Annotated in this window: 12 protein-coding genes; 8 read left to right on the top strand and 4 right to left on the bottom strand. The window is 72.8% G+C overall.

Going from position 1 to position 12606, the window contains the following annotated elements; translation table 11 throughout:
- The first annotated feature begins 53 nt into the window (after positions 1–53).
- A complete protein-coding gene (locus tag BEP24_RS10460) occupies positions 54–608 on the top strand; it encodes a DUF2231 domain-containing protein (RefSeq protein ID WP_065963102.1) in 555 nt (184 codons plus the stop codon).
- 57 nt (positions 609–665) lie between these two features.
- On the opposite strand, the gene BEP24_RS10455 is transcribed toward BEP24_RS10460, so the two are convergent.
- Positions 666–2663 carry an acyltransferase family protein gene (locus BEP24_RS10455; protein ID WP_065963099.1) on the bottom strand — a complete coding sequence of 666 codons (1998 nt, stop codon included), beginning with the start codon at positions 2661–2663 and terminating at the stop codon, positions 666–668.
- Between the two features lie 131 nt (positions 2664–2794).
- On the opposite strand from BEP24_RS10455, the gene BEP24_RS10450 reads away from it, so the two are divergent.
- The 4 genes from BEP24_RS10450 (at position 2795) to BEP24_RS10435 (ending at position 7845) form a co-directional block, all read left to right on the top strand.
- Positions 2795–3583, top strand: a complete 789-nt coding sequence (locus BEP24_RS10450; RefSeq protein ID WP_065963097.1) for a DeoR/GlpR family DNA-binding transcription regulator — start codon at positions 2795–2797, stop codon at positions 3581–3583.
- On the top strand, positions 3580–4611 hold the full coding sequence (locus BEP24_RS10445; protein WP_065963095.1) for a hexose kinase: 1032 nt from the start codon (positions 3580–3582) through the stop codon (positions 4609–4611). The genes BEP24_RS10450 and BEP24_RS10445 overlap by 4 nt, the downstream gene beginning before the upstream one ends.
- Before the next feature lie 97 nt (positions 4612–4708).
- The gene (locus tag BEP24_RS10440) at positions 4709–6811 is read left to right on the top strand and encodes a fructose-specific PTS transporter subunit EIIC (RefSeq protein ID WP_065963093.1); all 2103 of its coding nucleotides are present in this window, start codon (positions 4709–4711) and stop codon (positions 6809–6811) included.
- Positions 6812–6990: 179 nt separating this feature from the next.
- Positions 6991–7845: a DedA family protein gene (locus BEP24_RS10435; RefSeq protein WP_083230281.1), complete on the top strand. Its 855-nt coding sequence runs from the start codon at positions 6991–6993 to the stop codon at positions 7843–7845.
- Between the two features lie 4 nt (positions 7846–7849).
- Here BEP24_RS10435 and BEP24_RS10430 read toward each other — a convergent pair whose 3' ends face one another.
- Positions 7850–8053 (bottom strand): DUF2945 domain-containing protein, encoded by a 204-nt coding sequence (locus BEP24_RS10430; protein ID WP_065963091.1) that lies wholly within the window; start codon positions 8051–8053, stop codon positions 7850–7852.
- A gap of 200 nt (positions 8054–8253) precedes the next feature.
- Between BEP24_RS10430 and BEP24_RS10425 the strand changes: the two genes are divergently transcribed.
- A complete protein-coding gene (locus BEP24_RS10425) occupies positions 8254–9306 on the top strand; it encodes a serine/threonine-protein kinase (protein WP_065963088.1) in 1053 nt (350 codons plus the stop codon).
- Between the two features lie 28 nt (positions 9307–9334).
- A complete protein-coding gene (locus BEP24_RS10420; RefSeq protein WP_065963085.1) occupies positions 9335–9958 on the top strand; it encodes a phosphoribosylanthranilate isomerase in 624 nt (207 codons plus the stop codon).
- Between the two features lie 91 nt (positions 9959–10049).
- Here the strand turns inward: BEP24_RS10420 and BEP24_RS10415 are convergent, their stop codons facing one another.
- Entirely contained in the window at positions 10050–10808 is a 759-nt protein-coding gene (locus BEP24_RS10415) for an HAD-IIB family hydrolase (protein WP_065963083.1), read from the bottom strand.
- Between the two features lie 122 nt (positions 10809–10930).
- Complete coding sequence (locus BEP24_RS10410; protein ID WP_065963081.1) at positions 10931–11524, bottom strand: nitroreductase family protein; 594 nt, start codon at positions 11522–11524, stop codon at positions 10931–10933.
- Positions 11525–11617: 93 nt separating this feature from the next.
- Here BEP24_RS10410 and BEP24_RS10405 point away from each other — a divergent pair, with 93 nt between their 5' ends.
- On the top strand, positions 11618–12541 hold the full coding sequence (locus tag BEP24_RS10405) for an AEC family transporter (protein WP_065963119.1): 924 nt from the start codon (positions 11618–11620) through the stop codon (positions 12539–12541).
- Positions 12542–12606: the final 65 nt, after the last annotated feature.

Here is a 12606-nt window from a genome sequence, read left to right as displayed (position 1 = left end):
CCGCTGCCGGTTCCTGGAACCGGCACCGGGCCTCCAGGCCTACCGTCCAGGACATGCCTGAGCTGCCCCTGCTGCGTCGCCTCACCGACTCCATCGAGCACGCGAGCGTGCTCGACAAGGCCGTCGACCTCGACACCCGCGCCGTCCGCGCGATCGCCAAGCCGAAGGCGCTGCGCCAGCTGCTGCACGGCGTGCCGATCGGTCACCCGCTGCACCCGCTGATGGTGCAGGTGCCGCTCGGCGCCTGGATCTCGGCGGCCGTCCTCGACACGATCGGGGGGAAGGGGAACGCTCGCGCGGCCCAGACCCTCACCGGCGTCGGGATCGCCTCGGCCGGGAGCGCCTCGATGGCGGGCTACGTCGACTGGGCCGAGCTGTCCCTCGAGCAGCGCCGCACCGGGTGGGTGCACCAGGCCGTGAACTGGGTCGGCATCACGTTCTTCGGGCTGTCGTGGTGGCAGCGCCGGAAGGGCAACACCGCCGCTGGCAAGGCCCTCGGGTTCGTCGGCCTGGCGGTCGTCGGGGTCGGCGGGTACCTCGGCGGGCACCTGTCGTACCGGCAGCGGGCCGGCGTCGGGTCGAGCGACCGGGTGCCCTTCGACTCCTGATCCCGCACGCACCGTCGCCCGTCCCGCTCCGGTGGGGCGGGCGTTCCTGCGTTCGTGTCACCGCTCGGAGGCCCCCTCCAGTGAAGCGCGGAGCCGCGGTGCGAGCGTCCGAGCCATCTGGTCGGTGACGTGGTTGCCGTCGCGGTAGACCAGGACGTTCCAGAGGACGGGCTCGCACCGGGTGCCGCAGAGCCACGGGACCGGGTCGACGAAGGTCGCTCCGGACGCCACCGCGACGTCCTCGTCGGCCTCGCGGCGGTCTGCGCGCACGAGCTCGGTGGTGGTAGCCGAGCAGGCCGTGACGTCGGACAAACGCTCGGACAGGCAGCGGCCGGGCGGGGTGGCCCAGTTCGGTGTGTCGCCCATCACCACGACCTGCGCACCGGTGTGCCGGATCCGGTCGACGGTCCGCTGCAGCGCGGCCCGCCACTGCACCGCGTCCGCGTCCGTCCGGTACCCGTTGGACGCGTTCGAGACGACCACCATTGCCGGGCGGATCGACTCGATCCGGCGGAGCACGGATTCGCGCCACACGTCGCATTCGCGGTACGGGCGGCCGAGCTCGACCGGACGGACCGTGAGGTCCGCGCTCGGGCACGACGACTTCGTGAAGGTGAGCAGGGTCCCGCCGTCGCTCTCCGTCAGTTCCGCGAGCGGCGACGTCCACTGCGCGGCGTGTGAGTCGCCGAACAGCACGGTGCTCGGCCCCTGACCACCGAAGCGGCAGGGGTGTACCCGGACGTCGCCGAACCCGTTGTGGCACCCGGTGCGGTATGGCTCGGGGACGTCGGCGGCGGCTCCCGCGAGCGTCGGTGTGAGGTTCGCGGGCACGCTCCGCGGCGCCCACGGACCGTCGAGCACCGCGGACGTGCTCGGCGTGCGCACCGGATCCGGGCCGTGCAGGACCGGCAGCGCCGTCGTCGGGACCGCCACGGCCGCGACGACGACGACGGACACCAGGACGGCACCGGAGCGGCGTGTTCGTCCGCGTGCCCACGTCGCGATACGGCGTTCGAGGAACTCGTGACCGGACCAGGCGAGCAGGACGGTCGCGAGCACCGCGGCGAGGCGCTCGACTGACGTGAGGGGTCGTTCGGCCGCGAGGGCCGGCAGGACGAGCGCTGGCCAGTGCCAGAGGTAGATCGAGTACGAACGGTCGCCGACCCAGCGCAGCGGGCGGAGCGCGAGGAGCCGTGTCACCGGATCTCCCGTGGCGCGTCCCGGGAGGACGACGAGGGCCGTGCCGGCAACGGGGAGGAGGGTGGCGAATCCCGGCCAGACCGTCTCCTCGTCGAACACGAGCACCGCCGTGACGACCATGCAGAGGCCGAGTGCCCGTGCTGCTCCGACGGCCACCGCGCTCCGTCTGGCCGTGGCGTGCCGTGGGGCCCTGCGGCTCGACACCAGTGCGATCACCGCTCCGACACCGAACTCCCACGCGCGGGTGAGCGGCGAGAAGAAGGTCCAGGGGACGCTGGCGCCCGTGCCGACCAGCATCGCGACGAAGCTCGCGGCCGCGAGGAGCGCCGTGACGAGGGCGACGTGTCGACGCAGATGGGCCGGTGCGAGCAGAGCTGCCAGGAGGAGCGCCCAGACGAGGTAGAACTGTTCCTCGACACCGAGGGACCAGAACTGCTGGAACGGCGACTCCGCGTGCGGGGTGAGGTAGTCGGTGCCGGCCAGCGCCAGACGCAGGTTCTCCGCGCCGACGAGCGACGCCGTTCCGTCGATGCGGAGCGCCGGGAGGTCGAGCGGCGGGAGCAGGAACCGCGCCGCCACCAGCGTCACGAGGACCGTGGCTGCGGCGGCGGGAGCGAGCCTGACGAACCGGCGTGCGAAGAACCGCCCCAGCTCGACGCGCCCCGTCTGCCGGTGCTCGCGGAGCAGGTTGCCCGTTATGAGGAAGCCCGAGACGACGAAGAAGACGTCGACTCCAGCGAAACCGCCCGGGGTCCACGGGAGGTGCAGGTGGAACAGCACGACCGAGAGCACCGCGACGGCTCGGAGTCCCTGGATGTCGCGCCGCCACGGCGTCGCTGGAGTCGGAGTAGCCATGATCTATCTAATATAACAGGTGCTAGTTCTTCATTGTTTGCGTTCGTGTTGGTTCTGCGACGGAACAGTTGCGTTCGTGTGGCTTCCAGACGTACAGTTCCTGAAACCAACGGGAACGAAGGAGTTCGGGCATGTACGCAACGGAGCGGCAGGACGCCATCGCCGCCGCGCTGCAGTCGGCCGGGCGGGTGTCCGTCGCCGACCTCGCCGAGCACTTCGACGTCACCACCGAGACCGTTCGCCGCGACCTCGGCGCGCTCGAGACCGCCGGGGTCCTGCGCCGCGTGCACGGGGGAGCCGTCCCCGTCGGACGGTCGAGCATCGTGGAGCTGTCCGTCGCCGAGCGCGAGGGCCAGCACGGCACCGCGAAGACCGCGATCGCCCGGGCCGCGATGCGCCTGGTCCCGCCGACCTTCACCGGCTCGATCGCCCTCGACGCCGGCACCACCTGCGCGGCCGTCGCCGCCGAGCTCGTGCGCTGGGAACCCGCGACGCCCGGCGCGACGCTGACCGTCGTCACGAACTCCGTGCCGATCGCCGCCGCCCTGCAGCACAGCGAGCACGTCGAGCTGCACCTGCTCGGCGGCCGCGTCCGCGGGGTCACGAGCGCCGCGGTCGGTACCGCCACGGTCGAGCAGATCGGGGCGCTCCGGCCCGACATCGCCTTCGTCGGCACGAACGGACTGTCCGCGGGCTTCGGCCTGAGCACCCCCGACGAGTACGAGGCCGGCGTCAAGGGCGCCTACGTGCTCGCCGCCCGCCGCAGCGTGGTCCTCGCCGACGCCGCCAAGCACGGGGTCGAGGCGCTCATGCGCTTCGCCCGCCTCGACGAGATCGACACGCTCGTCACCGACCAGGAGCCCCCGGCGGACCTCGCCGTGGCGCTCGCCGACGCCGACGTGGAGGTCGTGGTCGCATGAACCGGACCAGCGCTGCCACCGGCAGCACCGCCAGCACCCGCATCGTCACCGTGACGCCCAACCCGTCCCTCGACCGGACGATCGAGCTCGCCGGGGAGCTGCAGCGCGGTGCCGTCCAGCGTGCCGTGCACACGACGGCCGAGCCCGGCGGCAAGGGCGTCAACGTCTCCCGGGTCGTCGTGGCCAGCGGCGGCGACACCCTCGCGGTCCTGCCCGGGGACGAGCTCGACCCCGTGCTGCTCGGGCTCGCGACCCGTGGCATCCCGACCGCAGCGCTGCCGATCGGCGCCCCGCTCCGGTCGAACGTGACCGTGACCGAGCCGACCGGCACCACCACGAAGCTCAACGAGCCCGGGCCCTCGCTCGCCGGCCGCCTGGACGACCTCGCCGCGCTCGTCGCCGACGCCGCCGGGCCCACCGCGACCGGACCGGCCGCACGCTGGGTCGTGTTCGCAGGCTCGCTGCCGCCCGGGCTCCCGGACGACGCGCTCGCGGTCCTCGTCCGCGCGGTCCGCCGGCGGCACGGGGACCAGGTCCGCATCGCCGTCGACTCGTCGGGCGTCCCCTTCACGGCACTGCTGCAGTCCGGGGAGCGCATCGACCTGGTCAAGCCGAACGCCGAGGAGCTCGCCGAGGTCGTCGGCGGCGACCCGGAGGGCTACGAGCGCGACCCCGCCGCCGCCGCGGTGGCCGCCCAGCGCCTCCGCGACAAGCACGTCGACGCCGTGCTGCTCACGCTCGGCAGCGCGGGCGCCGTCCTCGTCTCGGACGAGGGGGCCTTCGCCGCCGCGGCACCGCGCATCACCGCGCGGTCCACGGTCGGCGCGGGGGACTCCTCGCTCGCCGGCTACCTGCTCGCCGAGGTCGCCGGTGCGACCCCCGCCGAGCGGCTCGCCCAGGCCGTCGCCACCGGAGCCGCCGCTGCGGCGCTCCCCGGCAGCGACGTGCCCGCCCTCGACCACACCGACCCCGGCAGCGTGACCGTCCGGACCCTGCACCCGTCGCAGGTCCCGGAACCGATCGCCTGACCGACACCGCAGCACCGCCCCCGTCAGCACCACCCCCGTCAGCACCACCCGAACCAGCACTGCCCGCGCCACGGCGCCACTGCAAAGGAGCAACCCCATGTCCGCAGACACGACGCAGCGCCTCATCAGCGCCGAGCTCGTCGGCCTCGACGAGGACCTCGGCGGGACGTCGTCCGACGTCATCCGCGTGCTCGCCGACCGCGTCGCCGCCACCGGCCGCGCGGCCGACGGTGCCGCCCTCGCCGACGACGCGATCAAGCGCGAGGCGAGCGTCGGCACCGGCGTCCCCGGCGGCATCGCGATCCCGCACGCCCGGTCGGCCTCGGTCTCGAGCCCGACGCTGGCGTTCTCCCGCCTGGCCCGGAAGGTGCCGTTCGGTGCACCGGACGGCGACGCGGACATCGTCTTCATGATCGCCGTGCCCGAGGGTGCCGACAAGGACCACCTGACGGTCCTGTCGACCCTCGCCCGGGCGCTCATCCGCGACGACTTCACCGCCGCGCTCCGCGCCGCCGCGACCCCGCAGGACGTCGTGGACCTGGTGCAGCGCGAGGTCGGCGGCGAGGTCGCCGAGGCCGGCGTCGGCGCCGCCCCCGCAGCTCCCGCCGCCGCGGCCCCGACGTCCACGACGGCCGGGACCGGTGCCCGCAAGGTCATCGTCGGCGTCACCGCGTGCCCGACCGGCATCGCGCACACGTACATGGCCGCCGACGCCCTCGTCGCCGCGGCCGAGCGCGCCGGTGCCGAGATGCACGTCGAGACGCAGGGGTCCTCGCAGGTCGAGCCGCTCGACCCCGCACTGATCGCCCGTGCCGACGCCGTCGTGTTCGCGGTCGACGTGGACGTCCGCGACCGCGCACGCTTCGCCGGCAAGCCGCTCGTCTCCGGACCCGTCAAGCGCGGTGTCGACGAGCCGGACAAGATGATCGCCGAGGCCCTCCGTGCCGCCGACGACCCGAACGCCGCACGCGTGCAGGGCGGTGCCGCGACGACCGCCGAGTCGAACACGGCGGACGAGCACTTCGGCCAGGCCCTCAAGCGCTGGCTGCTGACCGGCGTCAGCTACATGATCCCGTTCGTCGCGGGCGGCGGACTCCTGATCGCGCTCGGCTTCCTGCTCTCCGGCTACGGCATCGCGCTGCAGCACGGCGACTCCGGCCAGAACAACGCCGTCTACACGCTGACGAACTACACGCTGCTGAACCTGCCGCCCGAGGGACTGGCGTACTACCTCGGTGCCGCCGCGTTCCAGATCGGCGGGGTGTCCCTCGGGTTCCTCGTCGCCGCCCTGGCCGGGTACATCGCGTACGCCATGGCCGACCGACCCGGCATCGCGCCCGGCTTCGTCGCCGGCTCGATCGCCGTGTTCATGAACGCCGGCTTCCTCGGCGGGCTCGTCGGTGGTCTCATCGCCGGTGCCGCCGCGTACTGGATCGGGCGCATCCCGACCTGGCGCTGGCTCCGCGGCCTCATGCCGGTCGTGATCATCCCGCTGTTCGCCTCGATCATCGCCTCGGGGCTCATGCTCCTCGTGCTCGGCGGCCCGATCGCCTGGCTCATGACGGAGCTCACCGCGTGGCTCAACTCGCTCAACGGCGCCTCGGTGGTCCTGCTCGGCATCATCCTCGGCCTGATGATGGCGTTCGACCTCGGTGGCCCGGTGAACAAGGTCGCCTACTCGTTCGCCGTCGCCGGGCTCGGTGCCGGCACCGCGTCCAACGTCGTGCCGTTCGAGATCATGGCCGCCGTGATGGCCGCGGGCATGGTCCCGCCGCTGGCCCTCGCGCTCGCCTCGACCGTCCTGTACCGCAAGGGCTTCACGAAGCCGGAGCGTGAGAACGGCAAGGCCGCGTGGCTGCTCGGTGCGTCGTTCATCTCGGAGGGTGCGATCCCGTTCGCCGCCGCCGACCCGCTGCGGGTCATCCCGGCGTCGATGGTCGGTGCCGCGGTCACGGGCGCGCTGTCGATGGCCGCCGGTGTGACCTCGCGGGCCCCGCACGGTGGCGTGTTCGTGTTCTTCGCGATCGACTCGTTCCTGGTCTGGGTGCTCGCGATCCTGGCCGGCACGGTGGTCTCCGCGCTGGTGCTCGTCGCCCTGAAGAAGTGGGTGCGCCGTGCCCCCGCGGCGGACGCCGCGGCCGCCCACGAGGCGGCGGTGGCCGGCGAGACGGTCGGTCAGCGCGCTCCGGCGGCGGTCTGACGGTCGTCACCACCTGACGGACGGGAGGCGCGGTGCCAGCGGGCACCGCGCCTCCCGTCCGTCCGGGGTCGCCTCAGCGACGCCACGCGGGCCGGTCCGTCGGCGCCCCTGCCTGTCTCCTCGGCGCACGTCCAGGTCGCGTGTCGGGATCTGACAGGACGCTCAGACAGAGTGGACCCATGACGACCGCCCCCACGCTGCCGCCGACCCTGCCCACCACGACCGTGCGCGCGGCCCAGGGGGCGACGGGGACCGAGGACCTCGGCGGCCTGTCCGGCTTCGTCCTGCAGGTGATCGACGCCCTGGGGGAGTGGGGCGTGGCGGTCATGCTCTTCGTCGAGACGGTCTTCCCGCCGATCCCGTCCGAGGTGATCCTGCCGCTCGCCGGGTTCCTCGCGGGGGCCGGGCGGATGAACCTGGTGCTCGTGCTGCTGCTCGCGACGCTCGGCTCGTACCTCGGGGCGCTCGTGCTCTACTGGCTCGGCGCGGTGATCGGCTTCGAGCGGACGGTGCGCTGGCTCGGCAAGCTGCCCCTCGTCGACGAGGACGACTTCCGCAAGGCCGCCGACTGGTTCCACCGGCACGGTCGGAGCGCGGTGTTCTTCGGCCGGTTCGTGCCGATCGTCCGCAGCCTGATCTCGCTGCCCGCCGGCGCCGACCGGATGCACCTCGGCACGTTCTCGCTGTTCACGATCATCGCGAGCGGCATCTGGAACAGTGCCCTCGTGCTGCTCGGCGCCGCGTTCGGGACCCAGTACGACAAGGTCGAGCAGTACACCGAGTGGATCGACCGGGTGCTCTACGCCGCGATCGCGGTCGTCGTGGTCACGTTCGTGGTGCGTCGCGTCCGCCGGGCACGGGCCCAGCGGCGAGCCGGTCGGGACGAGGTGAGTGCCGGCCAGCGGCGAGCCGGTCGGGACGAGGCGAGCGCCGGGCTGCAGCACGATCGGGACGAGCCGACCGCCGAGCGACGCGAGGACGAGCCCGCGGCAGCCGTCCACGGTCGCCGTCGCGCGACGACCGCGGACGACTGACGGGTCACTTCTTCGTGAGGGCCGACTCCTTGTGGGCGGCCTTGTTGCCGGACTTCTCCGACTCGACGATCCAGTACGGGTCGTCGTCCGTCGGCGTGAAGTGCTGCCCCTCGAACGTGAAGTCCTTCGTCTTCTTCTCGACGACGGTGCCCGTGGTGGTGCCCTGCGAGGTGTTCCAGTGCACCTCGTCGCCCTTCGACAGCGCCATGATGTCCTCCTTGCGTAGTCCTGCGTGGTCGTGAGCCCGGACTGTACCCCGGTACTTCCGCGGAGCGACGCGGTTCTGTCCCCCATCACGATGTCGTAACGCCCCTGCGGGACGCGGGTGGGACGCGTACCGTTGACGACAGGTCACCTTGCGGCAGTTGCCGCGGATCCCCGATGACCGACGACTGATCGAAGTGCCCCATGACCCTGGTCGACAGCGCCCGAGCTGACACGGTCCTCGCCGGGCGGTACCGCCTGGTGAAGCTCATCGGCACCGGCGGCATGGGTTCCGTGTACGAGGCACGCGACGAGCACACCTACCGTGCCGTCGCGGTGAAGATGTTCGCCACGCCCGACTCGATGACGACCGCCGACCGGGTCCGCCAGGAGCGCGAGATCCGCCTGCTCAGCATGCTGTCGCACCCGGGCCTCGTCCCGCTCTACGACGCCGGCACGCACGAGTTCGAGGACGGTCCGCACCGGTACATCGTGATGGAGCTCATCGCGGACACGACGCTGCTCCGGCGGCTCGCGGGCGGTGCGCTGCACAACTACGAGGTGGCCGACCTCGGCGCCCAGCTCGCCGACGCCCTGGCCTACGTGCACTCGCGCGGCATCGTGCACCGGGACGTCAAGCCGGCGAACATCCTCATCAACGACGAGGGCGCCTCCGGGTTCGCCCGGTCGGTCAAGCTCACCGACTTCGGCGTCGCGCACTTCGTCGACGGCTCGCGACTGACGAACGACGGCACGATCATCGGCACGGCGGCGTACCTCAGCCCCGAGCAGGTCGCCGGGGAGCCGATCGGCTTCGCGACCGACGTGTACTCGCTCGGCCTCGTGCTCCTCGAGTCGCTGACCGGCAAGCAGGAGTACTCCGGCACCCTGATCGAGGCGGCTCTCGCCCGCCTCCGGCACGACCCCGTCGTCCCCGAGCGCGTCGGCGCGGACTGGCACGACCTGCTCGCCAAGATGACGCACCGCGACCCGTCCCGCCGCCCGACCGCGGTGGCCGTCGCCAACGCCCTGCGCGGCGGCTCGACGCAGGTCACCGGTCCGGTGCCGCTCGGCCCCGACCGCGAGAAGCACAAGCACGCCCACAAGCTGCACCGCGCCGCACGTCGGCACGCCAAGCGCGGCACGTTCACCGCCGTCCGGCGCTGGCGTCGCAGGAACGTGCTCGTCGGGTCCTTCGCGGCCTTCGGGGTGCTCGCCGCGTGCGTCGCCGCGTACGTGGCCGGCACGCTGCACTAGCCCCCGGCAGCCCTGGCAGGATGGGTCCATGACCGACCAGCGCTGGATCAAGATCTGCGGGCTCTCCACGCCCGAGACCGTGGACGCCGCGATCGACGCGGGTGCCGACGCGGTCGGGTTCGTCTTCGCCGCGGGCAGTCCCCGCACGGTGACCGCGGACCTCGCCAAGGAGCTCGTCGAGCGGGTGCCGGACGGCATCGACGCCGTCGGGGTGTTCCGCGACCAGGCGATCGACGAGGTCGTCGGCATCGCCTCCGAGGTCGGGCTCACCACCCTGCAGCTGCACGGCCGCGAGTCGGCGAGCGACTTCGCCCGTGCCCGCGACGCCGGCTTCTTCACGATCCGTGCGGTCGCCGCCGAGGACTACCTCCGCGAGACCACCGAGCAGCGTGCCGCCTACGACCACGACCTGCTGCTCATCGACGCCGCCGTGCCCGGGAGCGGGCACCTGGTCGACCCGACCACCGTCGCCGGCAGGATCGACGAGGCCTGGATCCTCGCCGGCGGGCTGACCCCCGCGAACGTCGTCGCCGCGGTCGAGGCACTGGACCCCGACGGGGTCGACGTCTCGAGCGGTGTCGAGTCGGAGCGCGGCGTCAAGGACGTCGCGAAGATCCGCTCGTTCGTCGAGGCGGTCCGCAGCATCCCCTGAGCGTGCCGGGTCGCGTCCGCGACGTGACCGGCGGACGGACGGGAGGCGCGGTGCCGGCTGGCACCGCGCCTCCCGTCCGTCCCGGTGCGCGTCAGCGCAGCGTCGGGGTGAGCTCCGTCAGGAACGCGTCGGTGTCCTCCCAGCCCTCGACCGCGTGGCAGGGCACGCCGAGGGCCTTGACCGGGTAGTCGTTGCCCTCGGGGTCGAGGCGGTCGCCGACGAACAGCATCTCGTCGAGCGCGATGCCGGTGATCTCGGAGAGGCGGCGCATGCCGTACGCCTTGTCGATGCCCTTGCGGGTGATGTCGACGCTCGTGGACCCGCCGGAGCGGACCTCGAGGTCGGGCAGCTCGGCCTGGACCAGGCGACGCAGGTGGTCCTTCTTCTCGCCCGTCGGGTCCCACTGCTTCTTCACGTCCACCGGGGCGGACTGCCCGAGGGCCGAGAAGGTGATCTGCGAGCCGCGGTCCTCGAGGATGTCCCCCCAGGTCTCGGACTCCCAGTACCCGTTCGCCTTCGCGACGGACTCGACGGCGGTGAGCGCGCGGGACTTCTCGTCGTCGGTCAGGTCCTCGGCGTACTGCAGGGCCCAGTCCGACCCGGACCAGCGGTAGTACGCGGTGCCGCAGGTCGGCAGCAGGTGCAGGTCGTCGAGCGGCAGGTCGTCACGGGCGCGGAGCGGGGTGACGAGCTGCTGCTCGAACTGCTGGAAGTTGCCGCCGGAGATGACCGCGACCGGGACGGCGGTCAACAGCGACGCGAAGGTCTCGAGCATGCGCGGGTCGAGCGGGGACTTCGACGGGGCGAGGGTGTCGTCGAGGTCGAAGGCGACGAGGCGGGGCGTGGTCATGCCCTCGATCCTGCCACGACGGCGGCGCACCCCGCGGTCGGCCTCCGGAGCGTGCGGGAAGCCGACCGCGGGGTGCGGGCTCGGGGTGCTCGGCTGGCCGGCGGGCGCCTGCCCGGTGACGGCTACTCCTTGACGAGCACGACCTCGTCGAGGGGCAGGCGCGTGCGCGGGGCGGTCTCGCGCTCGGCGGCCTTCTCGTCGAGCTGCGACGGGTCCGCGACGGTGCCGATCGCCGTGACCGTGTACGGCAGGAACCGCTCGGGCAGGTCGAACGCGGCGCGGAGGCCCTCGGCGTCGATGCCGGCCATCTGGTGCACGTGCAGGCCCTCGGCGTGCGCCTGCACGGTGAGGGCGGCGAGCGACTGGCCGAGGTCGTACTGCGCGAACGGACGTGCCTCGCCGTCCTCGGTCGTGGTCTCGAGGATGCCGACCACGAGTGCGCTCGCGCGGAACGCCCAGGCGGCGTTGAAGCCGAGCAGGTTCTCGTTGATCTTGCGGAAGGTCTCGGTGCCCCGGCGGCCGGCGACGAAGCGGCGCGGTTGGTGGTTCATCGCGGAGGCGGCCCAGCGTGCGGCCTCGAGCACGGCGTCGAACTGCGCGTCCGAGATGGTCGCGGTCTCGTCGTAGGAACGGGGGCTCCAGCGTTCCTCGAGCAGCGGCACGAGCGGCTGGCTGGAGTCGGTCGAACGGGAGAGCGTGGCAGGCGTCGCGGTCATGCTCCGTCGAACCACCGGGGCGGCCCGCGCATTTCCGACCTGTGCGGGCTCACATGGGACCCGCCCCGGCCACGTCCTGTCAGGATGGACCCGATGGGTGGCGTCTTGACCGGGTTCGCGATCATCGGCGCGATCATCGCCGCCGGGTACGTCGTGGGGCGCACCGGCCTGCTCGGACCGCACGCGCAGTTCGTGATGAGCCGACTGGCGTTCTTCGTGCTCATGCCGTGCCTGCTCTTCCACACCATCGCGACCGCGCACATCGAGACGCTGATCTCCCCGATGCTGTGGGTGTCGCTCGTGAGCGCCGTGACCGTGGCCCTCGTCGCCGTGGTGCTGTTCCGGGTGGTGCTGCGCCGCTCCGTCGCGACGACGACGGTCGGTGCGCTGGCCTCCGGCTACGTGAACGCGAACAACATCGGGCTGCCGGTCGCCGTGTACGTGCTCGGGCAGGCCACGGCCGTGGTGCCGGTGATCCTGCTGCAGCTCGTGCTGCTCGCGCCCCTGGCCCTGACCGTGCTCGACGCCGCCACCGCCTCCGGCGGCGGGTGGCGCAGCCGGGTCGCCGGGCCGTTCCGCAACCCGATCATCATCGCCTCGCTCGTCGGGCTGCTGTGCTCGGCGTTCCGCGTCGAGCTGCCGGCGCCCGTGCTCGAGCCGTTCTCGCTCGTGGGCGCGGCGGCGGTGCCCGTCGTCCTGCTGTCCTTCGGCATGAGCCTGCACGGAGCGGCACCCCTGCGTGACCCCGCGATCCGGGCCGACGTGCTGGTCGCCTCCGGGCTGAAGCTCGTGGTGATGCCTGCGGTGGCCTTCGTGGTCGCCCGGTTCGTGTTCGGGCTCGACGACCAGGACGTGTTCGTGCTCACGACGCTCGGGGCGCTGCCCGCGGCGCAGAACGTGTTCAACTACGCGCAGCGGTACCGGGCGGCGGTCCCGGTGGCGCGGGACGTCGTGCTGCTCACGACGGTCGGTGCGGTGCCGGTGCTCGTCGTCGTCGCGGCGCTGCTGCACCCGTAGGCGGGCCGGGGCGCGCCGGGCGCGCCAGGAGCGCCGGCCCGGCTGGCGCGGGCCCGGCTGGCGCG

This window comes from Curtobacterium sp. UCD-KPL2560 (assembly GCF_001705035.1).
Taxonomy (GTDB): domain Bacteria; phylum Actinomycetota; class Actinomycetes; order Actinomycetales; family Microbacteriaceae; genus Curtobacterium.
The sequence above is the reverse complement of the archived record's forward strand: the minus strand, read 5'-3'. Positions and strand labels throughout refer to the sequence as shown.